Source organism: Streptomyces sp. NPDC037410, from assembly GCF_055602235.1.
The window spans coordinates 104,409-128,289 of the sequence record NZ_JBVJWR010000014.1 but is presented as its reverse complement, the minus strand read 5'-3'; the positions used below and the strand labels follow the sequence as shown (position 1 = coordinate 128,289).

Annotated in this window: 23 protein-coding genes; 12 read left to right on the top strand and 11 right to left on the bottom strand. The window is 73.5% G+C overall.

Annotated elements, in window-relative coordinates:
* Positions 1 to 25 precede the first annotated feature (25 nt).
* Together ACZ7HT_RS23605 and ACZ7HT_RS23600 are read left to right on the top strand one after the other, a co-directional pair.
* Entirely contained in the window at positions 26 to 682 is a 657-nt protein-coding gene (locus tag ACZ7HT_RS23605; RefSeq protein WP_471169116.1) for an MBL fold metallo-hydrolase, read from the top strand.
* A 139-nt stretch (positions 683 to 821) separates the two neighbouring features.
* Positions 822 to 2,108 carry an MFS transporter gene (locus ACZ7HT_RS23600; protein ID WP_471169330.1) on the top strand — a complete coding sequence of 429 codons (1,287 nt, stop codon included), beginning with the start codon at positions 822 to 824 and terminating at the stop codon, positions 2,106 to 2,108.
* A gap of 76 nt (positions 2,109 to 2,184) precedes the next feature.
* Here ACZ7HT_RS23600 and ACZ7HT_RS23595 read toward each other — a convergent pair whose 3' ends face one another.
* The 5 genes from ACZ7HT_RS23595 to ACZ7HT_RS23575 form a co-directional block, all read right to left on the bottom strand.
* Positions 2,185 to 3,189 (bottom strand): TerC family protein, encoded by a 1,005-nt coding sequence (locus ACZ7HT_RS23595; RefSeq protein WP_471169113.1) that lies wholly within the window; start codon positions 3,187 to 3,189, stop codon positions 2,185 to 2,187.
* A 234-nt stretch (positions 3,190 to 3,423) separates the two neighbouring features.
* Positions 3,424 to 5,307, bottom strand: coding sequence for a TerD family protein (locus ACZ7HT_RS23590; protein ID WP_471169326.1), 1,884 nt, complete (start codon positions 5,305 to 5,307; stop codon positions 3,424 to 3,426).
* 144 nt (positions 5,308 to 5,451) lie between these two features.
* Positions 5,452 to 6,030, bottom strand: coding sequence for a TerD family protein (locus tag ACZ7HT_RS23585; protein WP_359509123.1), 579 nt, complete (start codon positions 6,028 to 6,030; stop codon positions 5,452 to 5,454).
* A gap of 151 nt (positions 6,031 to 6,181) precedes the next feature.
* A complete protein-coding gene (gene uvrB / locus ACZ7HT_RS23580) occupies positions 6,182 to 8,320 on the bottom strand; it encodes an excinuclease ABC subunit UvrB (RefSeq protein WP_471169109.1) in 2,139 nt (712 codons plus the stop codon).
* Between the two features lie 71 nt (positions 8,321 to 8,391).
* Entirely contained in the window at positions 8,392 to 9,327 is a 936-nt protein-coding gene (locus ACZ7HT_RS23575) for an MHYT domain-containing protein (protein ID WP_471169106.1), read from the bottom strand.
* A 277-nt stretch (positions 9,328 to 9,604) separates the two neighbouring features.
* Between ACZ7HT_RS23575 and ACZ7HT_RS23570 the strand changes: the two genes are divergently transcribed.
* Together ACZ7HT_RS23570 and ACZ7HT_RS23565 are read left to right on the top strand one after the other, a co-directional pair.
* On the top strand, positions 9,605 to 10,183 hold the full coding sequence (locus ACZ7HT_RS23570) for a methylated-DNA--[protein]-cysteine S-methyltransferase (RefSeq protein ID WP_471169104.1): 579 nt from the start codon (positions 9,605 to 9,607) through the stop codon (positions 10,181 to 10,183).
* Between the two features lie 186 nt (positions 10,184 to 10,369).
* Entirely contained in the window at positions 10,370 to 11,674 is a 1,305-nt protein-coding gene (locus ACZ7HT_RS23565; protein WP_471169100.1) for an MFS transporter, read from the top strand.
* A 16-nt stretch (positions 11,675 to 11,690) separates the two neighbouring features.
* Here the strand turns inward: ACZ7HT_RS23565 and ACZ7HT_RS23560 are convergent, their stop codons facing one another.
* From ACZ7HT_RS23560 to ACZ7HT_RS23545, 4 genes are all read right to left on the bottom strand, one after another.
* Complete coding sequence (locus ACZ7HT_RS23560; RefSeq protein WP_471169097.1) at positions 11,691 to 12,671, bottom strand: hypothetical protein; 981 nt, start codon at positions 12,669 to 12,671, stop codon at positions 11,691 to 11,693.
* Positions 12,668 to 13,924: an MFS transporter gene (locus tag ACZ7HT_RS23555; protein WP_471169095.1), complete on the bottom strand. Its 1,257-nt coding sequence runs from the start codon at positions 13,922 to 13,924 to the stop codon at positions 12,668 to 12,670. The genes ACZ7HT_RS23560 and ACZ7HT_RS23555 overlap by 4 nt, the downstream gene beginning before the upstream one ends.
* Positions 13,924 to 15,264, bottom strand: coding sequence for a discoidin domain-containing protein (locus ACZ7HT_RS23550; RefSeq protein ID WP_471169093.1), 1,341 nt, complete (start codon positions 15,262 to 15,264; stop codon positions 13,924 to 13,926). The genes ACZ7HT_RS23555 and ACZ7HT_RS23550 overlap by 1 nt, the downstream gene beginning before the upstream one ends.
* 350 nt (positions 15,265 to 15,614) lie before the next feature.
* Complete coding sequence (locus ACZ7HT_RS23545) at positions 15,615 to 15,971, bottom strand: cupin domain-containing protein (protein ID WP_391478994.1); 357 nt, start codon at positions 15,969 to 15,971, stop codon at positions 15,615 to 15,617.
* A gap of 275 nt (positions 15,972 to 16,246) precedes the next feature.
* Here ACZ7HT_RS23545 and ACZ7HT_RS23540 point away from each other — a divergent pair, with 275 nt between their 5' ends.
* Together ACZ7HT_RS23540 and ACZ7HT_RS23535 are read left to right on the top strand one after the other, a co-directional pair.
* A complete protein-coding gene (locus tag ACZ7HT_RS23540; RefSeq protein WP_471169090.1) occupies positions 16,247 to 17,215 on the top strand; it encodes a pseudouridine-5'-phosphate glycosidase in 969 nt (322 codons plus the stop codon).
* Positions 17,212 to 18,159, top strand: coding sequence for a carbohydrate kinase family protein (locus ACZ7HT_RS23535; RefSeq protein WP_471169087.1), 948 nt, complete (start codon positions 17,212 to 17,214; stop codon positions 18,157 to 18,159). The genes ACZ7HT_RS23540 and ACZ7HT_RS23535 overlap by 4 nt, the downstream gene beginning before the upstream one ends.
* 24 nt (positions 18,160 to 18,183) lie before the next feature.
* On the opposite strand, the gene ACZ7HT_RS23530 is transcribed toward ACZ7HT_RS23535, so the two are convergent.
* A complete protein-coding gene (locus ACZ7HT_RS23530; protein WP_471169323.1) occupies positions 18,184 to 18,819 on the bottom strand; it encodes a nucleoside/nucleotide kinase family protein in 636 nt (211 codons plus the stop codon).
* Between the two features lie 114 nt (positions 18,820 to 18,933).
* Here ACZ7HT_RS23530 and ACZ7HT_RS23525 point away from each other — a divergent pair, with 114 nt between their 5' ends.
* Genes ACZ7HT_RS23525 through ACZ7HT_RS23515 form a run of 3 tightly spaced genes read left to right on the top strand, consistent with a single transcriptional unit; the run spans position 18,934 to position 20,521 of the window.
* The gene (locus ACZ7HT_RS23525; RefSeq protein ID WP_471169084.1) at positions 18,934 to 19,350 is read left to right on the top strand and encodes a VOC family protein; all 417 of its coding nucleotides are present in this window, start codon (positions 18,934 to 18,936) and stop codon (positions 19,348 to 19,350) included.
* Positions 19,351 to 19,397: 47 nt separating this feature from the next.
* The gene (locus tag ACZ7HT_RS23520; RefSeq protein WP_471169081.1) at positions 19,398 to 20,147 is read left to right on the top strand and encodes an SDR family NAD(P)-dependent oxidoreductase; all 750 of its coding nucleotides are present in this window, start codon (positions 19,398 to 19,400) and stop codon (positions 20,145 to 20,147) included.
* Positions 20,148 to 20,173: 26 nt separating this feature from the next.
* Positions 20,174 to 20,521: a MerR family transcriptional regulator gene (locus ACZ7HT_RS23515; protein WP_471169320.1), complete on the top strand. Its 348-nt coding sequence runs from the start codon at positions 20,174 to 20,176 to the stop codon at positions 20,519 to 20,521.
* A gap of 156 nt (positions 20,522 to 20,677) precedes the next feature.
* Here the strand turns inward: ACZ7HT_RS23515 and ACZ7HT_RS23510 are convergent, their stop codons facing one another.
* Positions 20,678 to 21,307 carry a winged helix-turn-helix transcriptional regulator gene (locus ACZ7HT_RS23510; RefSeq protein ID WP_471169078.1) on the bottom strand — a complete coding sequence of 210 codons (630 nt, stop codon included), beginning with the start codon at positions 21,305 to 21,307 and terminating at the stop codon, positions 20,678 to 20,680.
* An 84-nt stretch (positions 21,308 to 21,391) separates the two neighbouring features.
* Here ACZ7HT_RS23510 and ACZ7HT_RS23505 point away from each other — a divergent pair, with 84 nt between their 5' ends.
* The 3 genes from ACZ7HT_RS23505 (at position 21,392) to ACZ7HT_RS23495 (ending at position 23,842) form a co-directional block, all read left to right on the top strand.
* Positions 21,392 to 22,603 (top strand): pyridoxal phosphate-dependent aminotransferase, encoded by a 1,212-nt coding sequence (locus tag ACZ7HT_RS23505; protein ID WP_471169075.1) that lies wholly within the window; start codon positions 21,392 to 21,394, stop codon positions 22,601 to 22,603.
* Positions 22,604 to 22,680: 77 nt separating this feature from the next.
* Entirely contained in the window at positions 22,681 to 23,139 is a 459-nt protein-coding gene (locus tag ACZ7HT_RS23500; RefSeq protein WP_471169072.1) for a hypothetical protein, read from the top strand.
* A gap of 13 nt (positions 23,140 to 23,152) precedes the next feature.
* The gene (locus ACZ7HT_RS23495) at positions 23,153 to 23,842 is read left to right on the top strand and encodes a DUF2293 domain-containing protein (RefSeq protein ID WP_471169069.1); all 690 of its coding nucleotides are present in this window, start codon (positions 23,153 to 23,155) and stop codon (positions 23,840 to 23,842) included.
* Positions 23,843 to 23,881: the final 39 nt, after the last annotated feature.

Here is a 23,881-nt window from a genome sequence, read left to right as displayed (position 1 = left end):
CACTCGTCGGGGCTAGTCTGAGGCCATGACGTACAGCGGAGTGGTGAAGGTCGGCGGCGCGGCGGACGTGCACGAGCTCACGGACCTGATGATCTCGAAGGTCGCGGTCGGCCCGATGGACAACAACGCGTATCTGCTGCGCTGTCGGGCCACCGGCGAGCAGCTGCTGATCGACGCGGCGAACGAGGCCTCGACGCTGCTCACGCTGATCGGTGACGACGGCATCACGGCCGTCGTCACCACGCACCGGCACGGCGACCACTGGCAGGCGCTCGCGGAGGTCGTCGCCGCGACCGGCGCCCGGACGTACGCGGGCGCGTACGACGCGGAGGGCATCCCGGTCGGGACCGACGAGCTGGTGGAGGACGGCGACACGATCCGGGTGGGCCGGGTCGAGCTGACCGCGCGCCGCCTCGTCGGGCACACGCCGGGCTCGATCGCCCTGATCTACGACGACCCGCACGGCCACCCCCACGTCTTCACCGGCGACTGCCTCTTCCCCGGCGGCGTGGGCAACACGTGGAAGGACCCGAAGGCCTTCGCGAGCCTGCTCCACGACGTGGAGAGCAAGCTCTTCGCGGTCCTGCCGGACGAGTCCTGGATCTACCCCGGCCACGGCCGGGACACCACCCTGGGTGACGAGCGCCCGCACCTCGCGGAGTGGCGCGAGCGCGGCTGGTGACGCCCGGCGCGCTGCCCCGGCCCTGATCCGCCGGACACGCCCGAAGCGCCTCCGTACGCCCCCGTAACCGGGACGGCGGCGGGGTAGTTGGCGCGACATGCGCCACAGTCACCCTCCGTCGCCGTCCCGGCCGCCCTCGATGGTCCGGCTCGCCGCAGCCTCGCTCGTCGGCACCGCCATCGAGTTCTTCGACTTCTTCGTCTACGGGACCGCCGCCGCCCTCGTCCTGGGGCCGCTCTTCTTCCCCACGTTCTCGCCCGTGGCCGGGACCCTGGCCGCGTTCGGCACCTTCGCCGCGGGCTTCCTCGCCCGCCCGCTGGGCTCGATGCTCTTCGGGCACGTCGGCGACCGGTACGGCCGGCGGCCGGTCCTCTTCGCCTCGCTGCTCCTGACCGGCTGCGCCACGGTCGCGGTCGGCTTCGTCCCGACGTACGCGACGCTCGGCATCGCCGCCCCCGCACTACTGCTCACCCTCCGCTTCCTGCAGGGTCTCGGCCTGGGCGGCGAGTGGGGCGGCGCGGTCCTGCTCACCGCCGAGCACGCCCCCGCGCACCGGCGCGCACTGTGGTCGAGCTTCCCGCAGATCGGCCCGTCGATCGGCTTCCTCCTGGCGAACGGGGTGATGCTGGCGCTCACCGCCGGGCTGAGCGACGCGGAGTTCCGCGCCTGGGGCTGGCGGGTGCCGTTCTGGGCGGCGGGGCTGCTCGCGGCCGGCGGTCTGCTGCTGCGCTCCTCGCTCGCGGAGACCCCGCAGTTCGAGGAACTGTCCGCGTCGGGGCGGCGCGCGGGCGCTCCGCTCGCGGAGGTCCTCCGCGACCACTGGCGGCTCGTGCTGCTCACGGCCGGGGCGCTGGCGGTCGGGTACGCCGTCTTCTACTCGGTCTCCACCTGGGCGCTGGCGTACGGCACCGAGCGGCTCGGGGTGAGCAGCACGGTGATGCTGAGCTGTGTCATGGCGGCGGTGACGGTCATGGGCGCGCTCACCCCGCTCGTGGCCCTGCTCGGCGACCGCTGGGGCCGCCGGCCGCTCTGTCTGGCGGGGTGCGCGGCCTCCGCGCTGTGGATGTTCCCGATGGTGGCGCTGCTGCACACGGCGCGGCCGCTGCTGATGTTCCTGGGTTTCCTGGGCTCGCTGCTGGCCTTCATCACCATGTTCGCGGTGATCGCCGCGTACCTCCCGGAGCTGTACGAGCCCCGCGTCCGCTGCACCGGCGCGGCCGTCGGCTACAACCTGGCGGGCGTCCTGGGCGGCGCCCTGACACCCGTCGTCGCGACCACCCTCTCCGACGGCGGCTCCGGCCCGCCCTGGGGCGTCGCGGCCTACCTGACGCTGGTCGCGCTGGTGAGCCTCGGCTGCTTCGCGCTCCTCCCGGAGACCCTCCCGGACCGCGCCGGGCGTCCGGCGCCCGAGCCCGCCGCGGTCTGAGCGGTTCCTTCCTGACGAAACGGCGACGGCCGACCGGGGTGGACCCGGTCGGCCGTCGGCGTGTGCGGTGGGCGCGTCAGGCCTCGACGCTGTCCTTCGGGGCGTCCTCGGGAGCGGCCGGGGCCTCAGCGGCGAGCCGCTCCTGCTTCCTGGAGGCGATCAGGCTGGTGACGGTGGTGATGACCAGGACACCGCCGATGACCGCGAGCGAGAACGGGATGGAGATCTCGGGGACGTGCACCCCGGACTCGTGCAGGGCGTGCAGCACGAGCTTGACGCCGATGAAGCCGAGGATCACCGACAGGCCGTAGCTGAGGTGGACCAGCTTCCTGAGCAGGCCGCCGATGAGGAAGTACAGCTGCCGCAGGCCCATGAGGGCGAAGGCGTTGGCGGTGAAGACGATGTACGGGTCCTGGGTGAGGCCGAAGATCGCCGGGATGGAGTCGAGGGCGAAGAGGACGTCGGTGGTGCCGATGGCGATCATGACGACCATCAGCGGCGTCAGCACCCGCTTGCCGTTCTCGCGGATGAAGAGCCTGGTGCCGTGGTAGCGGTCGGCGACGCCGAACTTCTTCTGGACGGTCTTGAGGACGCGGTTCTCCGGGACCTCGTCCTCCTCCTCGTCGGAGCGCGCCTCCTGGATGAGCTTCCAGGCCGTGTAGATCAGGAACGCGCCGAAGAGGTAGAAGACCCAGGAGAAGCTCGCGATGATCGCGGCGCCGGCGGCGATGAAGACCGCGCGGAGCACCAGGGCGATCAGCACGCCCACGAGCAGCACCCGCTGCTGGAGGTGGGAGGGCACCGCGAACTTCGCCATGATCAGGACGAAGACGAAGAGGTTGTCGACGCTGAGCGACTTCTCGGTGATGTAGCCCGCGAAGAACTCGCCGGACGCCTGTCCGTCGCCGAACACGAACAGGCCGAGGCCGAAGAGCCCGGCGAGCACGACCCAGACGACCGTCCAGATCCCGGCTTCCTTGACCGACACGTCATGGGGCTTGCGCCCGATGAGGAAGTCGGCACCGATGAGGGCACCCAGACCGAGAATGGTCAGTACCCACAGGGTCATTGAAACGTCCACTGCGCCTCCGGCGTCGTACGGCTACTTGATCAGCGTCGTTCGCTGCCGGAGGTCTCTTCCACCCGGGCGGCGGACGGGCCGCACCGGGCCGACGCCCCGGGATCGGATCGATGTCGATCCGTCCGTACTGACGGGTGCGCCGCGCATGGGGAGTACTCCCCTCCGCAGGAAGAACAGTACCCGAAAGACCAAGAGAAGGTAAAGGGACGGGTAAAGGAGTCCCAAGGGACCAGGTCAGACCTGCTTTCCATGGCGAGCGGACGCCACCTGTGTCAGGACCTGGCGCAGGATCGCACTGCCCGGCGGGACGAGCGGCGGCTCGTACGACCAGGCGTGACCGACCCACGGATCGGCCAGGTGGTCGTCGGGCACGGGGGTGAGGCGCAGCAGCGAGCGCCACAGCGGATCGAGCAGCGGCCCGTACGCGGCCGCGTCCTCCCGGGCCGCGACCATCAGCAGGTGCACACCGACCGAGGGGCCCTCGTCGGCGAGGTACCGCAGCCGGGTGACCGCCCGGTCGTCGAAGCCGTGCGGGAAGTCGTGCACGACCAGCAGCTGCCGGGCCGTGTCCAGACCGGGCGGCAGCGCGTCCGTCGCCCCGCTCCGCAGCGCCATCTGCAGCAGGTCGACCCGCTCCGTGAGCTGCTCCAGGGCCGCCGAGACCCCGGCCGCGCCCCGGGCGGGCGGGGCGGCCGCGCCCGTCTCCACGAGGGGCGCGAGGGCCGCGGCGCCCGTGCCCGCCGGGTCGATCAGATGGACGGTGAACTCTCCGGCCGGGTGCGCCGCGAGGAGCCGCGCCGCGTGCGCCACCGCACAGTCCAGGGCGAGCCGCCGCAGCTCGGCCTCGTCGAGGAGCCCGGCCGCCTCGGAGTGGCCGCGGCCGGAGTCCACCCACAGGCCGCGCTCTAGCGGCAGCCGGACGAGCATGGGGATCCGCAGGTCGGCGCGCTCGGGGAGGTGGAGGTCGCCGAGGCGGACGGCCATCGGCTCCTCGGCCGGGACGCGGTAGGCGTGCCAGACGGGGTTGTCCCAGCGGGCGTAGGCGACGGGCAGCGCCGGCTCGACGACCTCGGACTCGGCGGCGAGCTGGGCGAGGTCCCGGTCGAGCACCTCCCGGGCCCGCTCCACGAGCTCGTCGTGCCGGGCGCGGGCCGCGGCGCGCGCGGCGTCGTTCGCACCGCCGGCCCGGGAGCGGTAGTCGGTGAGCGTCTCGTCGAGCTCCCGTTCGAGCCGGGACTCCGCGAAGTCGCAGGCGCTGCGGTAGGCGGCGGCGGTACGGGCCAGGTCCTCGAACATGCCCCACACCTGGTTGTAGAGCCGCTCGTCCATGGACCAGCCCGAGGCGTCCCCGGCGACCGGCACGGGCGGGCCCTGCCGGGCCTCGGAGGCCGCGGCGGGGGCAGCGGGGGCAGGGGCCGTCCGGCGCCCGGGGTGGGAGTAGTCGACGGGACCGCCCGTGGCGGTGCCCGTCGCGGGGGTGGGAGGCGGCGGCGCCGGGGCCGGGTCCGGGGTGGTGGGCGGCGCGGTGTGGAGTACCCGCTCCGGCTCGGGGACGTACGGCGGGGCGGAGGGTGCGGAGCTCTGGGCCACCGTCGCCAGGATCGCGGCGGCGAGGTCGGCGGGGCGCTCCAGGCCCTGGTCGCCGAGGAGGGCGGCGAGCCCTCCCTCGTACCCCTGACCCATCGCGCGGACCTTCCAGGCGCCCTGGCGGCGGTACAGCTCCAGGGCGACGACGGCGGACTCCGTGTCGAGGCCGGTGATGGTGTAGCTGGCGATCTCGGTGCCGTCGGGGCCGGTGACGGCGACGAACGGGGCGGCGAGGGCGCCGAAGCGGGCGGCCGGGCCGGTCAGCGCGAGGAGGACCGAGACGCGGTGGACGGCGCCGGGGACCGCGTCCAGGTCGACGGCGAGGCGGTGGTCGGCGGCGGCCCGGGCGGGCACGTCGACACCGGGGAGGGAGGGCGCGCCGGGGTGGGCGATCCACTCCGCGCCCGCGACCCGGCCCTGCTCGTCGCCGAGCGCGGCTCCGGCGAGGACGGGATGACCGGCCGACACGCGGATCTCCAGTCGGGTCTCGGGCAGGGGGTGGTTCTGCCCCCGGACCAGCTCGGCCGTCATCGTCTCTGTCCCCTCGGGTGTTTCCATGCGCGGAATCAACGGGTGCGGATCCTGCGCCTGCGGATCCTGCGGGTGCGGATCATGCGGACAGCTCCCGGTGGCCTGTCGCCTCCGGGAGCTGTGGGTGTGCCGTGCCGGGACCTGCTACAGGTGCGGCAGGATCGCGGGCATCAGGTCCTGGAAGGTGCGCCCGTTGGCCGGGTTGCCCAGGGCCGTCATCTGCCAGCCGGAGCCGACCCGATGCACCTTCGCCATGATCTGCGCGGTGTAGTTGCCGCCGCCGTCGAGGGTGTAGCGCGCGAGCTCCTGCCCGTTCGCCTCGTCGACGATCCGGCAGAAGGCGTTCTGCACCTCCTGGAACGTCTGGCCGGTGAAGGAGTTCACCGTGAAGACGATCTGGTCGATGTGGACCGGCACCCGCTCCAGGTCCACGAGGATCGCCTCGTCGTCGCCGCCCTGGCCCGCGCCGCCGACGAGGTTGTCGCCGGTGTGCTTGACCGAGCCGTCGTCGCTGACCAGGTGACGGAAGAAGACGACGTCGACCGGCTGCTTCTCGGCGAAGAGGACGGCCGAGGCGTCCAGGTCGATCTCCCGGGTGCGCGAGCCGAAGAGACCGCGGCGCGGCGCCGCCTGCCAGCCGAGCCCCATCCGCACCTGGCTGAGGCTGCCTCCGCCCCGCTTCTCCAGGCTGATGGCCTGACCCTTGGTCATGTTGACCGACACGCGTTTGCCCCTCTCGTTAGCGTTCCCCGCGCCCGCTGTCCGGTGCGTGCGGTTGTCGAGCACCCTACGCAGCGGCACCGACACCGCGGAGGCGCGGTCCGGTTTTGTGTCGGTCTTGCAACACACCGGACCGCCCGTCGGCCCTCGCCGGTCAGGCGAGTCCCGCCTCCTTCATCTGGCGCAACTCCTTCTTCAGCTCCCCCACTTCGTCGCGGAGCCGGGCCGCCACCTCGAACTGCAGCTCGGCCGCCGCCGCGCGCATCCGGTCGGTCATCTCCTCGATGATCGCGGCCAGTTCGGTGGCGGGCCGGTCGCCGAGTTCGACGGTGGAGCCGGCCCTGCCGCGCTTGCCGCGGGCCGTGGGGCCGTGCGCGGCGAGCGAGGGCACGGGGGCCTTCGCGCCCTTGCCCTCCTTCGCCTGCCGGTAGCCGGTGCCGAGCAGTTCCTCGGTGTCCATCTCCTCGCGCGCGATGGTCGCGACGATGTCGTTGATCTTCTTGCGGAGCGGCTGCGGGTCGATGCCGTGCTCCGTGTTGTACGCGATCTGCTTCTCGCGGCGCCGGTTGGTCTCGTCGATGGCCTGCTCCATCGCCGGGGTGATCTTGTCGGCGTACATGTGGACCTGGCCCGACACGTTGCGCGCGGCGCGGCCGATCGTCTGGATGAGGGAGGTCCCGGAGCGCAGGAAGCCCTGCTTGTCGGTGTCGAGGATGGCGACCAGGGACACCTCGGGCAGGTCGAGGCCCTCCCGGAGGAGGTTGATGCCGACGAGGACGTCGTACTCGCCGGCCCGCAGCTCGCGGAGCAGCTCGATGCGGCGCAGGGTGTCGACGTCGCTGTGCAGGTAGCGCACCTGGATGCCGAGCTCCAGGAAGTAGTCCGTGAGGTCCTCGGCCATCTTCTTGGTGAGGGTGGTGACGAGGACCCGCTCGTCGCGCTCGGCGCGCAGCCGGATCTCGTGGACGAGGTCGTCGATCTGGCCCTCGGTGGGCTTGACGACGACCTCCGGGTCGACGAGGCCGGTGGGGCGGATGATCTGCTCGACGAAGCCGTCGCCGCGCGAGAGTTCGTACGTCCCGGGGGTGGCGGAGAGGTAGACGGTCTGGCCGATCCGCTCCTGGAACTCCTCCCACTTCAGCGGGCGGTTGTCGAGGGCGGACGGGAGCCGGAAGCCGTGGTCGACCAGGGTCCGCTTGCGGGAGGCGTCGCCCTCGTACATGGCGCCGATCTGCGGCACCGTGACGTGCGACTCGTCGATGACGAGGAGGAAGTCCTCGGGGAAGTAGTCGAGGAGGGTGTTGGGCGCGGAGCCGGGGTCGCGGCCGTCGAAGTGCATCGAGTAGTTCTCGATGCCGGAGCAGGAGCCGATCTGCCGCATCATCTCGATGTCGTACGTGGTGCGCATGCGCAGGCGCTGGGACTCCAGGTGCTTGCCCTGCTTGTCGAGCTCGGCGAGGCGGACCTCCAGCTCGCGCTCGATGTCGTTGACCGCCCGCTCCATGCGCTCGGGGCCCGCGACGTAGTGGCTGGCGGGGAAGACGTACAGCTCGCGGTCCTCGCTGATGACCTCGCCGGTAAGCGGGTGGAGGGTGGAGAGCGCCTCGATCTCGTCGCCGAACATCTCGATGCGGACGGCCAGCTCCTCGTACACCGGGAAGATCTCGATGGTGTCGCCGCGCACCCGGAAGGTGCCGCGGGTGAACGCCAGGTCGTTCCGGGTGTACTGGATGTCGACGAAGCGGCGCAGCAGCTGGTCGCGGTCGATCTCCTCGCCGACCTTGAGCGGGACCATCCGGTCCACGTACTCCTGGGGCGTGCCCAGGCCGTAGATGCAGGAGACGGAGGCGACCACGATGACGTCCCGGCGGGTGAGCAGGGAGTTCGTCGCGGAGTGGCGGAGCCGCTCCACCTCCTCGTTGATCGAGGAGTCCTTCTCGATGTACGTGTCCGACTGCGGGACGTACGCCTCGGGCTGGTAGTAGTCGTAGTACGAGACGAAGTACTCCACCGCGTTGTTCGGCAGGAGCTCGCGGAACTCGTTCGCCAGCTGGGCGGCCAGCGTCTTGTTCGGCGCCATCACCAGGGTGGGGCGCTGGAGCTTCTCGATCATCCACGCGGTGGTCGCCGACTTGCCGGTGCCGGTGGCGCCGAGGAGCACGACGTCCTTCTCGCCCGCGCGGATGCGCCGCTCGAGGTCGGCGATGGCGGTCGGCTGGTCGCCGCTGGGCTGGTACTCACTGACGACCTCGAAGGGCGCCACCGAACGTTCGATCTTGGAAACGGGCCGCATGCAACCACCGTACGACCCGGCACTGACACTCGGGCGGTGATCGGCTCACCGCCCGGTCTCCGGTTGTCCCGTCACCAGTCCTGGGAGCGGTGTCCGCCGCGCGGGACGGCCCTGCGGGCGGCCCGTCCCGCGGCCCGTCCTGCGGTCCGTCCCGCGGCCCGTCCCGCGGGGCGCGCGGTCCAGTTGGCGGGCTCGCCGTAGTAGGACGGGACGTGGCGCGGGGCGGGCACGCCGGGGCGGTGCGGGGTCCGGGCGGGCCGCTGCCAGTCCGGGTCGCCCATCACGAGCAGCGGGTCGAACATGACGACGACGGCGGCCAGGATCAGGAAGACCGCCGGGCCGATCAGCATGGGCAGCAGGAGCGAGGTCGCGGTGTCGCCGGAGCCGCCGGTCGCCTCGGCGCCGTGCAGGTGGACGCTGACGGCGGCCATGGCCGTGTAGTGCATACCACTGACGGCGACGCCCATCACCAGGCTCGCACCGAGGCTGGCCAGAAATCCATGCACGGAGACGGCCGCCCAGAGGGCCGCCGTGGCGGCCACGACGGCGATGACCACGGAGAGCGCGACGGTGAGCGTGTCGTACTCGATCCGTCCCTGGAAGCGCATACCGGCCATGCCGAGGTAGTGCATGGTGGCGACGCCGAGGCCGGTGATGGTGCCGCCGGTGACCAGCGTGAGGGTGGTCGCCCCGCGGTAGCCGACGATGAAGATGCCGATGCCGACCATGAGGACGGCGACGCCCAGGCTGGCGAAGGTGATCGGGCGGTCGTAGTTGACGGGCGCCTGCGCGACGGAGAAGCCCATCATCGCGATGAAGTGCATGGTCCAGATGCCGGTGCCGATCGAGGTGGCGCCGAGGGCGAGCCAGCCCGCCTTGAAGGTGTCGTCGTGGCGGAGCGATCTGGTGGTGCACCTCAGACCGAGGGCGCCGCCGAGGCAGGCCATGAGAAAGGCGGCCACCGGCGTGACGAGCCCGTAGCTGAATCCGTCGACCGTGCCCTGCATGAGCGTGTGCCCTCCACCCCTGGTGCAACGTCGTCCGAAAACAGTCGGTACCGCTGGGTAGTACTACCGGGGCGAGATTATGGCGCGCCGGGGGCCCGACGACCACGTGACCGGGGAATTTCCGGTCGTGAGACCCGAGCGAGACCGCTCCGTGATCTGGGTGACCGTTCCGGGCGGGGTTGTCGGGGCCGTTCCGGAGCGGCTTGTCCGTGGCGGGTCGGGCTTCCGGGACGGTCCCCGGACCGCGTTGTCGGTGGCGGGTCGTACGGTGGGCGGCATGGACATCGACACGGGGGCGGAAGCGGAACCGGACGGCCGGGAGCGGGCCGCCACGGTGGAGTGGACGGTCGTGGAGAGCGCCATCGGGCCGCTCCTCCTCGCCGCGACCGAGCGGGGGCTGGTGCGGGTCGAGTTCCACGCCGACGCCGCCCGGCGGGAGCGGATGCTCGACCGGCTCGCCGGTCAGCTCGGCGCGGAGCTCGTGGAGTGCGCCTCGGGCCGGCTCGCGGAGGCGATACGCCGGCTCGAGCGGTACTTCGCGGGCGAGCCGGACGGCCTCGACCTGCCGCTGGACTGGAGCCTGACGACCGGCTTCAACCGGCAGGTGCTGCGCGAGCTCGCGGCGGGCGTCCCGTACGGCACGGTCGTCGGGTACGGGGAGCTGGCGAGACGCGTGGGGCAGCCGGGCGCGGCGCAGGCGGTCGGGGCGGCGATGGGCGCCAATCCGCTGCCGGTGGTCGTGCCCTGCCACCGGGTGGTGGAGAGCGACGGCGGGCTCGGCGGCTTCGGGGGCGGCCTGGAGACGAAGCGGCAACTCCTCGCACTGGAGGGCGTGCTGCCGGCACCGCTGTTCTGAGCGTCTCGGGGCTCTTGTTCTGAGCGTCTCGGGTCCTCGGGCGTCTCGGGACGGTCGGGCGCGGCGTCTCGGGTCCTCGGGCGACTCGGGACCGTCGGGCGCGGCGTCTCGGGACGTCGGGCGTCCCGGGACGTCGGGTGAGAGGCGGCGTTCCCCTCGGGTGGGACGGCTGGCACACTCACGTAAGTGACCCACAGCCCCAGTGCCCCTGACGCCACCGTGCCCGACGGGATACCCGGCGGGACATCCGCTCCCGTCACCCCCGCCGAGCTGCCGGCGCTCCGGCGGCGCGTCCAGGCCGCGCTGATCGCCACCCAGATCCTGGGAGGCCTCGGCATCGCCATCGGCTTCGCCCTCGCCGCCGTCCTGGCGAGGGACGTGAGCGGCACCGAGGCCCTGTCCGGTCTCGCCTCGACGGCGTCGGTGGCCGGTTCGGCGCTCGTCGCCATGCCGCTGGCCACGCTGATGACCTCGCGCGGGCGCCGGACGGGACTCGTCCTCGCCTACCTCGTCGCGGCGGTCGGCGCCGGTGTGGTGGTGCTCGGGGCGGTCGTCGACAGCTTCCCCGTCCTGCTCGTCGGCCTGCTCGGCTTCGGCGCCGGGTCCTCGGCGAACCTGACGGCCCGTTTCGCCGCCGCCGACCTCGCCGAGCCGGGCCGAAGGGCCCGGGCCATCTCCACGGTGGTCTGGGCGACCACGATCGGCGCGGTGCTCGGCCCGAACGTCGCCGCGCCCGCCGGAAGGAGCGTCTCCGGCCTGGGCGTCCCGGCCACCGCGGGCCCGTTCGTCTGGGCCGCCGGTGTCTTCGTCCTCGCGGCCGCCGTGGTGTCCGTGCTGCTGCGCCCGGATCCGCTCCTCACCGCCCGCGCGCTGGCGGAAGCCGGACCGGGCGAGGCGGCGGAGGGCCGCTCCCTGCGGGCCGGGATGGACGCCGTACGGAAGTCCCCGCGGGCCCGGCTCGCCCTGGTCACCATCGCCGGCTCGCACACCGCCATGGTGTCGATCATGTCGATGACGCCGGTGGCGCTCACCCATCACGGCGCGGACATCCAGCTGATCGGGCTCGTGATCAGCGGCCACATCACGGGCATGTACGCCTTCTCGCCGCTGATGGGCTGGCTGTCCGACCGGCTGGGCCGGCTCGCGGTGATCGGCCTCGCGGTGGGTCTCATCGGTACGGCCGCGCTCGTGGCGGGCACCGCCGGACCGTCCCACGGCCGCATCGCCCTGGGCCTGTTCATCCTCGGTCTCGGCTGGTCGGCGGGGCTCGTGTCCGGTTCGGCGCTGCTCACCGACTCGGTGCCGCAGGCCGCGCGCGCCGCCGCCCAGGGACTCTCCGACTTCGTCATGAACACCGCCGCCGGGGTCGGCGGCCTCATGGCGGGCCTGATCGTCTCGCAGGCGGGCTACGGACCGCTGAACGCGATCGCCGCGTGCCTGCTGCTGCCGATGGCGGCGCTCGCGCTGCGGGGTGCCCTCCGCAAGGCCTGAGGCGCTCACCCCGACCTCAGCGCGGCACCGCCGGGGACGAGGCCCCGCCGGCCAGCAGCCGCGGGGCGCCGGTGCCGTCGGCGGGCACCGACCAGACCGCTCCCCCGTATCCGTACGCGAGGGTCCTCGGGTCCGTCCACAGCGCCTGGTCGTCGATGCCGCGCCGCTCGGCGACGGGGTGCTCGCGTCCGCTGCGGAGGTCGTACACGTACAGCCGCCACGGCTCGCGCGGGCCGTCGGACACCCGCTTCTTGAAGGCGATCCGGGTGCCGTCCGGGGAGAGCGAGGGGCATTCGACGTTCTCCCGCAGGGTGCGGGCGGACCAGTTCCGCAGGTCGCCCTCGACGAGGTGGGTGCGGCCGCCGGTCGAGACGGTGGCGTAGAAGCGGTTGTCGTCGGCGGCGAAGCTGACGCCCCAGTAGTTGACGTCCGGTGCGTGGTGGCGGCGGCCGTCGAGGGTCAGCGGGATCTGCTCGATGCTCTTCACCAGGTAGCCGGTGCGCAGGTCGAGGATCGACGTGCGGGTGGAGAAGGCCGAGCGCGCGTACGAGTCGCCGGTGGCGAACATCGTCCAGGACAGCATGTGCCCGGAGGCGGAGACCCTGGCCCGGCTGGGGATGCCGGGCAGGGCGATGCGGCGGACCTCGCGGAGCCGCCCGTCGAGCACGAGGACGTACGAGCGGGCCGGTACGCCCGGCCGCCGCTGGAGGCAGAGCGCGGTGGAACCGGCCGCGTGGAAGCGGTCGCAGGAGGGGCCGCCCGCCACCCGGCCGCCGGGCCCGGCGGGGTCCACGCGCGCGACGCGGCCGCTCGCGGTGTCCCGGACGTACAGCGCCCCGGTGCCGCCGTCGAGGGTGAAGCCGGGTGCGGCGGTGCCGGTGGCGGAGGCCCGCCCGGACGCGGCTCGCAGCGTGTAGGCGGTGGCTCCGCCGCCGAGCAGCAGGAGGGCGAGGACGAGGATCGCCGCACGCGCGCGCGTGGAGGCGGTGATGTTCATGTCGTGGTCCCTTCGGGGGTCGGCCCGGACGGCAGCAGACGGGCGGCGCAGCCCAGGGCCGCCGCGAGGGCCAGGAGCGCCGTGACGAGGGCCGTCTCGGGCCCGCTCGCCGTCCAGAGGGCGCCGAAGCCGACGGCGGCACCGAGCCGGGCGAGGGCCTGCGCGGTCTGGACGAGAGCGAGGCCGCCGGCGTGCCGTCCCTCGGCGAGGAACGGTCCGGTGAGCGCCATCAGGACACCGTCGGTGGCGGCGTAGAAGACTCCGAGCAGCCCGAGGACGCCCACGAGGGTCACCTGTCCCGGCACGGGGGCCAGGAGCAGTCCGTAGGCGAGGAGCAGGGCCCCGTGCCCGTACAGGAGCGGCCGGCGGCGCCCGAGGCGGTCGGCGAGGCGGCCGGCCGGGACGGCGAGCAGCAGATAGACGGCGGCGGCGGAGAGCGGCAGGAACGGGAACCAGGTGGCGTCGAGGTCGAGCCGCCGCTGGAGCAGCAGGTAGAGGAAGGAGTCGCCGACGGTGGCGGCGCCGAGGAGGACGGCGACGAGCACGATCCGGCGGTACGCGGGCGAGCGCGGGGCGGTGAAGAGCCCGCCACGCGCGCGTGGCGCTGCGGCGGGGGCCTCCGGCGGGGCGACCCGCCCGGGGACGAAGAGCAGCCACAGCAGGACGCCGAAGGCTCCGACGCACGAACTGACGGCGAAGACCGCGTCGTACGCGTCGGCGGTCGCCCACAGCAGGGCGAAGGCGGCGAGGGGGCCGAGGAGGGCGCCGGTGGTGTCCATGGTGCGGTGGACGCCGAAGGCGCGGCCGAGGTCCTCGGGCGGGCTGTGCAGGGTGATGAGCGCGTCGCGCGGGGCGGTGCGGACGCCCTTGCCGAGCCGGTCGGCGGCGAGGGCGCCCGCGATCCAGCCCGTCGCCCCGCCGGCGAGGAGGAGGCCGAGCCGGGAGCAGGCGGAGAGGGCGTAGCCGAGTCCGGCGACCTGTTTGTGGCGGCCGCCCCGGTCGGCGCCGGCACCGCCGAGGAGCCGTACGAGCGCGGTGGCGCCGGTGGTGAGGCCGTCGAGGAGTCCGAACTGGAGCGGGGAGAGGCCGAGTCCGAGGACCAGGTACAGCGGCAGGACGGCGGTCACCATCTCCGAGGAGACGTCGGTGACGAGGCTGACCGCGCCGAGGGCGAGGACGGTGCCGGGGACGCGCCGCCGGGCCCCGGTGGGGCGGGGCGGCGCGTCGCGGCGACCGGTGGTCGCGAGGTACATCAGTGGCAGGTGTAGGTCGGGCCGGAGTCCTTGACCTGGTCGTCGGTGCCGACGTACTGCCAGGTGTAGGTGGTGTCGGTGAGGTCGAGCTTCAGGACGCCGTACGTGCCGCTGATCCGCTTCTGGCTGTTCGGCTGGACCGTCTCGATGGGGTAGGGCTCGGCGCCGCCCATGCCGCCGACGATCTCGACGATGCCGTCGGCGGTGACCCGCCCGTTCGGGCCCTGCGGGGCGAAGCGCTCGTAGTGGTGGTCGTGCCCGTTGAGGACGAGGTCCGCCTTGGCGCCGTACAGGATCTGCCAGACGGGCCTGGAGACGGGGTCGTTGCCGTGGCCGCCGGAGGAGTACAGCGGGTGGTGGAAGTAGGCGGCGAGGCAGCCCTTGGTGTTCCGCGCGAGGTCGTCCTTGAGCCACTGGATCTGCGCGGCGTCGTCGAAGGTGTTGGAGTCGAGGGCGACGAAGTGCCAGTTGCCCTGGTCGTAGCTGTAGTAGGGCTTGCCCTGGGGGTAGGCGATCGCGCCGAAGTACGACTTGTAGCCGGAGAACGCGCCTGCGGGGTCGTAGGACTCGTGGTTGCCGGGCACGGGCCGGGTCCGCGTCTTGAAGGCGCCCCAGGTCTTGTCGTAGTAGTTCCGGAAGTCGGAAAGACGGGCGTCGTCGTACTGGTTGTCGCCCATCGTCAGGAAGAAGGCGGGCGCGATCCGCTGGGCGAGCGCGGCGGTCTTCGGGTGGGCGCAGGAGCTGCTGGAGGCGGTGCACTGGGCGGCGATGTCGCCGGCCGCGACGACGGTGAAGGCGCCGGTGGGCGGGGGTGTGGTGGAGGTGGTGCCGTAGACCTCCACCGTGTAGAGCGAGTAGCCGTACGAGGTGCCGCGCGCGGTCCCGTACACGCGCAGGTAGCGGCCGGTGCCGGTGAGTCCGGTCCAGTCGTCGGTGCCGCCGTTGCCCGCGGTCTCGGTGGCGAGCCGGGTCCAGGTGGTGCCGTCGGCGGAGATCTCGACGCGGTAGGCCTTGGCGTAGGCGGCCTCCCAGACGAGCTTGACGCGGGAGACGGTGGCCGAGGGGCCGAGGTCGACGCGGATCCACTGCGGGTCGGAGCCTTCGGCGCTGGCCCAGCGGGTGGCGGAGAGGCCGTCGAAGGCCTTCTCGGGCCCGAGGGTGGAGTCCTCGACGGAGGAGGACGTGGCCGGCCTGCCCTGGGAGATCAGGGTGTCGGCGGCGGCTCCGGCCCGGTCCGGGAGGGCGAGCAGGAGTGTGCCGACGAGCAGCAGCACGGCGGCGAGGACGAGGGGCGGTCGGTCGGTGGTGCGGCGGGGTGGGGCGGAGGCGAACAGGCGCATACCCGGGCTCCCTGGCCTGAGGGGTGGCGAGAGCTGGACACCGGTGCGGCGCACCACGGACCGGCCGCGGGAGTGCGGGCCGGGGCGCCCGTGCCGTGGGGGACGGACACGGGCGGCCGGCCGGGTGGCGATTCGGGCGCCACACGGCGGGGTGGTGCTCGGCGGCCGGGTCAGAGCTCTCGCTGAGCGCGTCACGCCCCTTCGGACGGGGCGCCGCGCCGAGCCGCTGCCGGGGAGGATAGCGGACAGGAAGGTTTCCTACCAGACCCCCCACGCCTCGCCGCCCGCCGCGGCTTCAGGACCCCAGAGGGGCCGCCCCTGAGGGGCTTGGAGGGGCTTGGAGAGGGGCCTCAGAGGCTGATGTGGTACGCCTTGCGCAGGGTCTCGTGCACGGTCCACGTCGTCCGGTCGCCCTCCCGCAGCACGCACGCGTCACCGGGGCCGATCTCCAGGGTGTCTCCGCCCTCGACGGCGACGGTCGCGCGCCCGGAGACCACCACGAAGAGCTCGTTGGCCTCGGTGTCGGTGACGACGCCGGGCGTGATCTGCCAGATGCCCCGCAGCTGCTTGCCGTCGGCCGACTCCCACAGCACCTTGCCCGTCACCTCGGGCGTGCCGGAGACGATCTGGGAGGGGTCGAGGGGCTCGGCTTCGAGCTCCGCGTCGGGGATGTGCACGGCGAAGGAGGGGAGGTCATGAGTGGTCATGGGCGGTGACTGTAGCCGGGCCCGAAAGCGCCTCCAAGGCCGGGACTTGCTGGAACATCAGCCTCCGTTTCGACCCCGACCAGGCACGATGCCGGGGACCGTCGATGGCGACGGAATCCGCACCGGGCCTCCGTCCCAGCGTCCCAAGGGTGCCGCGGCCGTCCCCGCCGTCTCCGTCCGGCCTCCCGTCACGGATTCCGCAGGCGCCTCGCGGCGGGTGGCAGGAGCTCGCCAACGAGGTTTGCGGGGCCGGTGATCGCGCCAAGGAATGGAACATGTCCACACAGGTGTCCGAAGAAGTACGGGAGGCGCTCCACGAGGGCCGGCCCGTCGTCGCGCTGGAATCGACGCTCATCGCCCACGGCCTGCCCCGCCCGCGCAACCTCGCCGTGGCGGCGGAACTGGAGGAGTCCGTACGGGCCGGGGGCGCCGTCCCCGCCACGATCGCGGTGATCGACGGCACGGCCAGGATCGGGCTCGACCGGGCGGCCCTGACCCGGATCGCCGAGGACCCGGCGGTGCGGAAGCTGGGCCACCGCGACCTGGCCCCGGCCCTGGCGACCGGCGCGACCGGGGCGACGACGGTCTCGGCGACGGCCTGTCTCGCGGACGCGGCCGGCATACGGGTGTTCGCGACGGGCGGGCTCGGCGGTGTGCACCGCGAGTGGCGCGAGACGCAGGACGAGTCCGCCGACCTGCGGCTGCTCGCCCGGGTCGGGATCACCGTGGTGTGCGCCGGGGTCAAGTCGATCCTGGACGTGCCCGCGACGCTCCAGCGCCTGGAGACCCTGGGGGTGACGGTCGTCGGGTACGGCACGGACCGCTTCCCCGGCTTCTACCTCTCCTCCTCGGGCGAGCCGGTCGACTGGACCCTGCGCACCCCGGAGGAGGTCGCGGGGGTGATACGGGCGCAGGACGGCCTGGACGGCCCGCGGGCCGCGCTCGTCGTGGCCAACCCGGTGCCGGTGGCCGAGCAGTTGGATCCCGCACTGCACGACCGGGTGCTCGCGGGGGGCCTGGCGGCGGCGAAGGAGAAGGGGATCACCGGGCAGGCGGTGACGCCGTTCCTCCTCGAATACCTGATGGTGCACACGGAGGGAGCGTCCCTGGAGGCCAATCTCGCGGCGGTACGCGGCAATGTGCGGCTCGCGGCGGCCATCGCGGGCGCGTACGCGGCAGCGTCGGGGAGAGGGCCCGGCGGTGCGGGCGCGGGCGGTGCGGCAGCCGGCGCCGACGGCCGGTGAGCCGGTCCGGGGGCTCGCTGCTCGTCGTCGGGGACGTGGTCACGGACGTCGTCGCCCGGCACCGGACCCCGCTCTCCCCCGCCACGGACACGGCGGCGGAGATCCGCACCCTGCCGGGCGGCGCCGGGGCCAACGCGGCCTGCTGGGCGGCGCGTTCGGGCCCGGCCGAAGTGCGGCTGCTCGGCCGGGTGGGGACGGACGCGGCCGGCTGGCACGAGCGGGCGCTGCGCGGGGCGGGCGTGCGCCCCCTGCTCGTCCAGGACCCGGACGCGGCGACGGCCACCGTGATCGCGCTCGTGGACGGCTCGGCGGAACGCACCTTCCTGACGGACAGCGGCGCCGCGCTGCGCCTCTCCCCCGCCGACTGGTCCGCGGGGCTGCTCGACGGCGTGGCCCGGCTGCACCTCTCGGGGTACCTGTTCTTCGCCGCGCCGAGCCGCGAGACGGCCTGCCGGGCGCTGCGGGACGCGCGGGACGCGGGGGTCCCGGTGAGCGTGGACCCGGCCTCGGCGGGGTTCCTGGCGGAGCTGGGGGCGGAGCGGTTCCTCGCGGCGGCGGAGGGCGCCGAGACGCTGCTGCCCAACGCCGACGAGGCCCGTTCGCTCACCGGATGCGGCGAACCGGAGGCGGCCGCCGAGGAGTTGAGCCGGCGTTTCCCGCTGGTCGTGGTCACCCTCGGGGCCGCGGGCGCGCTGGTCGCCGAGGGCGGGGCGGTCACGGCGCGGGTGACGGCGCCCCCGGTGCGGCCGGTGGACTCGACGGGCGCGGGCGACGCGTTCACCGGGGCGTTCCTGGCGGCGCGACTGACCGGCGCGGACCCGGTGCGGGCCGCGGAGGCGGGCTGCCGCGCGGGCGCGGAAGCGGTCACGGTGGTGGGAGGCAGACCGACGGTCCGGACGGGACCGCAGGGCCAGGCGGAGCCGCAGGGCCAGGCAGGTCCATAGGGCCGGGCCGCACCGGAGCCAGGGCTACGCCCGGAGACCCTTCCAGGCCGGGTGTCGCGGGTCGTCGGCGCGTACGACGGCGTCCGCCGCCTCCGTGGGGCCGACCTCCGACTCGTACCGGGCGAAGGCGGGCAGGGTCCACGGCTCCTCCGTGCGCCGGGCGAGCGCGGCGGGCGAGAGGCGCAGGTGCACGGTGAGGTCGAAGGGGAACCAGTGGCCGAGCAGGAAGGGGCCGTGCAGCACGAGCACCCCGCGCGGCGGCAGCGTGACGTACGGGCTGCGGGTCGCGCGGTCCGTGACCGGGTCCCACAGGTCGGGCAGCACCCGCCCGGTGCCTCCGGGGTCCAGCGGCCCGAAGACCTCCCGCCACAGGGCCCCGATGTCGGTCCACCCGCTGTAGTACGCGTCGGGGTCCTGCTTCCCGTACTCGTACCGCAGGGACGCCGGCCGCAGGAAGCCGCCGGTCCCCACGACCTGGACGGCCCGCCCGCGCGAGCGCAGCGCCTCGGCGAGGAGTCCGGCGAGCTCGCCGCCGGGCGCGGCGGGCGGCCCGTCGATGCCCACCTTGAGCCAGTCGTCCCCCGCGGCGGCGGGGGACGCCTCGAGGTGGCCGGCGAGTTCCTCCGCCAGCCGGTCCCAGGTGATCGCCTCGTATCGCATCCCGCTCATCCTGCCCGTCGCTCCCCCTGACGTGTACCGGCCGACACCCCCGGCATTACGGTGACCTGGCCGCGCGACCGCACGGCACCCGCGGAGGAGAGGACTCGCATCCCCATGAGCCTGCGTCAGGAACCACTGCCCTACGAGACCACGGAGACGACGACGCCCTTCGGCCTCGGGCTGCACCACGTGCAGCTCTCCCTGCCGGCGGGCGAGGAGGAGGTGTGCCGCCGATTCTACGTGGACGTCCTCGGCATGACCGAGATCCAGAAGCCGCCGGTCCTCGCGGCGCGCGGTGGCCTGTGGGTCCGCTCGGACGCGCTGGAGATCCATCTGGGTGTCGAGGAGGACTTCCGGCCGGCCCGCAAGGGGCACCCGGGCATCCTGGTCGCCGACCTCGACGGCCTGGCCGAGCGGCTGACCGGCCAGGGGGTCGAGGTGACGTGGGACGACAACTTCCCGGGCCATCGGCGCTTCTACGTCGCCGACTGCCACGGCAACCGGCTGGAGTTCCTCTCCCCCCAGCGGTGAGCCGGGCTTGACCTTGTCGCTGGCGTCAGGGTTCGACCATCGGACCCATGGACACCACCACACCCACCAGGGTCGTCGTCGTCACCGGCGCGGGCACCGGCATCGGCCGTGCCACCGCGCGTTCGTTCGCCGCGCAGGGGGCCACGGTCCTCGCCGTCGGCCGCCGGGAGGAGCCGCTGCGGGAGACCGCCGGGTCCCACCCGGGCATCCACCCGTTCGCCGCGGACGTCACGGCGGAGGGCGCGGCCGAGGAGATCGTCCGCGCGGCGCTGGCCCACGGCCGTCTCGACGTCCTCGTCAACAACGCGGGGATCTCCGCCGGCGGCCCGCTCGGCACCCTCGACCGCTCCGTGATCGCCCCGCTCCTGGAGACGAACCTCGTCGCCCCGGTCCTGCTCACCCAGGCGGCCGTGCCCGCGCTCCGGGAGTCCCGGGGCGTCGTGGTGAACGTGACGACGACGATCGGTCAGCGCGGCTGGCCCGCCAACTCCGTCTATCCGGCGACCAAGAGCGCCCTGGAGACGCTGACCCGCTGCTGGGCGGTGGAGCTCGCGCCGGCCGGCGTCCGGGTCGTGGCGGTCGCGCCCGGGGCGATCGAGACCCCGATCGCGGACCACATGGGCCTCACCCCCGAGCAGCGGCGGGCGGTGCGGGCGTGGCAGCTCGCGCACACGCCGCTGGGGCGGGTCGGCAGGCCCGAGGAGGTCGCCTGGGCGATCACCGCGCTCGCCGCTCCGGACGCCGCCTTCCTGACCGGCACCGTCCTGCCCGTCGACGGGGGCGCACTGGTGGCGTGATACGACTGCGCGAGGAGGTGGCGCCCTTGCGCATCGGTGAACTGGCCCGGCGGACGGGGGTGTCGGCCCGCGCGCTGCGGCACTACGAGCAGGCGGGGCTGATCGCGTCGGCCCGCGCGGCCAACGGGTACCGGGTGTACGAGGAGATCGCCGTCGCGCGGGTGTCGAACATCCGGTACCTCCTTGACGCGGGGTTCACTCTGGACGACGTGTCGGCGTTCCGCACCTGCCTGGACGGGGACGTCTCGGCGGCCCGGCCGTCCGCCCGCGCCCTGGAGATCGCCCGCGAGCGCCTGGCCGTGATCGACGCGCGCATCGCGGCCCAGACGGCGGCCCGCGACCGCCTGGCGAGGGCGCTGGCCGCGCAGTCGTGACCTGACCTCAGGCCACGCGACCACCGACACCCCACCTCAGGTCCCCGCGACCACCGACACCCCACCTCACGTCCGCGCGACCACCGACACCCCACCTCACGTCCGCGCGACCACCGACACCCGACCTCAGGTCCGCGCGACCACCGACACCCGACCTCAGGTCCGCGCGACCACCGACGCGGCCCGCTCCAACGTGACACGGCCGGACGCCACCGCCTCGTCCAGGGTCAGTTCCCCCGCGGCGAGGGCCCGGCAGGTCGACGCGTCGGTCCGTAGGCGGGCGTCGGGGGCGTCCACCCCTCCGTCGCCGTGGGACACGCTCCCGTCGGCCCCGATCCGTACGTGGAACTCACCCTCGTCGAGGGTCACTTGGACGACCGACGCGCCGAGCTCCGCGAGCACCCCGAGCAGCGGGATCGCGTACCAGTGGGCGCGGACGGCGTCGGTGGGCCGCGGCTCCCCGAGCTCGGGCGCACCCCAGGCGGCGAGGGTGCGCAGGACGGGCAGCAGCTCGCGTCCGCGCGGGGTGAGCTCGTACACGTACGCCGAGGAGGGCGGGGGCAGTCGGCGGCGCGTGACGAGCTCGGCGCCCTCCATGTCCTTGAGGCGGCCCGCGAGCATGTCGGTGCTGACGCCGGGCAGGTCGGCGTGGAGGTCGGTGTAGCGGCGCGGCCCGGCGAGGAGTTCGCGGACGACGAGCAGGGTCCAGCGGTCGCCGACGAGGTCGAGGGCGCGCGCGGCGGCGCAGTGCTGGTCGTAGCTGCGGCGGCGTGGCTGACGTGGCATGCGACGCAGTCTAGACATGTTGTTGGACTTTCCAAGCTCGAACTTGGTAAAACCAAGCATCAACACTTCTGGGGAGGTCGGCGCATGGAGTTCCGGCAGTCGAGCAAGCTGAACGAGGTCTGCTACGAGATCCGCGGCCCTGTCATCGAGCAGGCCAACGCCCTGGAGGAGGCGGGCCACAGCGTCCTGCGCCTCAACACCGGCAACCCCGCGCTCTTCGGCTTCGAGGCGCCCGAGGAGATCGTCCAGGACATGATCCGGATGCTCCCCAAAGCCCATGGCTACACCGACTCCCGCGGCATCCTCTCCGCCCGCCGCGCCGTCGCCCAGCGCTACCAGTCGATGGGCCTGCCGGACGTCGACGTCGACGACATCTACCTCGGCAACGGCGTCTCCGAACTGATCTCGATGGCCACCCAGGCCCTCCTGGAGGACGGCGACGAGGTCCTGGTCCCGGCCCCCGACTACCCGTTGTGGACCGCGGTCGTGACGCTCGCCGGCGGCAAGCCCGTGCACTACCTCTGCGACGAGTCGGCCGACTGGTACCCGGACCTCGACGACATGGCGTCGAAGATCACCGACCGTACCCGGGCCATCGTCGTCATCAACCCCAACAACCCCACCGGCGCGGTCTATCCGAAGGAGATCGTCGAGGGCATCCTCGACCTCGCCCGCCGCCACGGCCTCATGGTCTTCGCCGACGAGATCTACGACCAGATCGTCTACGACGAGGCCGTCCACTACCCGGCCGCCTCCCTCGCCCCCGACGTGGTCGTCCTCACCTTCGGCGGCCTCTCCAAGACCTACCGGGTCGCGGGCTTCCGCTCCGGCTGGCTGGTCGTCACCGGCCCGAAGCAGCACGCGAAGAACTACCTGGAGGGCCTCACGATGCTGGCCTCCATGCGGCTCTGCCCCAACGCCCCGGCCCAGTACGCCATCCAGGCCGCGCTCGGCGGCCGGCAGTCGATCCACGAGCTGTGCGCCCCGGGCGGCAGGCTGCGCGAACAGCGCGACCGGGCCTGGGAGAAGCTCAACGAGATCCCCGGCGTCTCCTGCGTGAAGCCGAAGGGCGCGCTGTACGCCTTCCCGCGCCTCGACCCCGCCGTGCACAAGATCCACGACGACGAGAGGTTCGTCCTCGACCTGCTGCTGCGGGAGAAGATCCAGGTCGTGCAGGGCACCGGCTTCAACTGGCCGCGTCCGGACCACTTCCGCATCCTCACCCTGCCGTACGCCGACGACCTCGACGCCGCCGTCAGCCGCATCGGCCGCTTCCTGAGCAGTTACCGGCAATGACGTCCGGCCCCCTGAGCTGTCATGATCTACGGGTCTGAAGACCTCTGACGGCTGAGGAAACGGGAGGGCGGCCGGTCATGGATGCGGCGCTGATAGCCGTGGCGGGAACGCTGCTGGGCGTGGTCTTCACGCACTGGTTCCAGGCGCGGACCACCGAGCGCACGGCCGCGCTCGCCCGCGGCGAACAGCTCCGGCAGGAGCGGATCGAGACGTACAGCGCCTTCGCGGGCGCGGTCGTCGACTACCGGCACAGCCAGAACGACCGCTGGTTCCGGACCCGCACCCATCCCGGTTCGGAGGAGGCGGAGGAGTCCCGCCACGCCTCCTACCGGCAGCGGACCGCCGCCCGACAGGCCCTCTTCCGCGTCCAGTTGGTCTGCGACGACCCGGAGACCCGGCGCCTCGCCGAGGCGGCCTTCGTGGAGTCCCACTGCATGCACGAGGCCGTCGACGAGGCGGACCGCGCGCGCCGGTCCGAGCAGGCCAAGGAGGCGCTCGCCCTGTTCATCGCCGCCGCCGCGCCCGGCGTCCGCTGAGCGGGGACCGGCCGTGGACCTCGTCGCGCCCGTCGTCGTCGAGCCGCTCCGGCGCCGCCGCTGCTCGGAATGCCACCGGGGGCCGCTGGAACGGATGATCGTCGAGTTCAACGCGCCGGTCTGTCTGGACTGCGCCGACCTCGGCCATCTGGTCTTCCTCCGCCGGGGCGACACGGCCCTCACCCGCCGTGCCCGGGAGGCCAGCACGCTCTGGGCCGTGGTCGTACGGCACAACCGGCGCCGTACCCGGTACGAGCGTCAGGGCCTGCTCGTCGAGGAGGCCGCCCTCGCCGAGGCGGAACGCGCCTGCCTGGCGGACGCCGAGGCGCGGGCCGCGCGGCGGGCCCGGGACGCGGTGCGGCGGGCGGCCCTCGACGCCGAGATCACCGCGGTCCTCCTGGCGGAGATCCTGCGGCTCTTCCCGTCCTGCCCGGTGGACCGGGCCACGGAGATCGCCGTCCACGCCTCGGCGAAGGGCAGCGGACGGGTGGGGCGCACGGCCGCGGGCCGCTCGCTCGACCCCGGCGCGGTCACCGCCGCGGTACGAGCCTCCGTACGGCACGTCGACACGCCGTACGACTCCCTGCTGATGCAGGGGGTCGCCCGGCACCAGGCCCGGACGAGGATCGCGCCCGCCATCGAGGCGGTGCTCCGGACCTGGCGCCAGGACGTCGGGACCGCGAGCGGCCTGGAACGCGGCTGACGGCTCGGGCGTCGGCCCACGTCCACCGGGCCGCCGGGT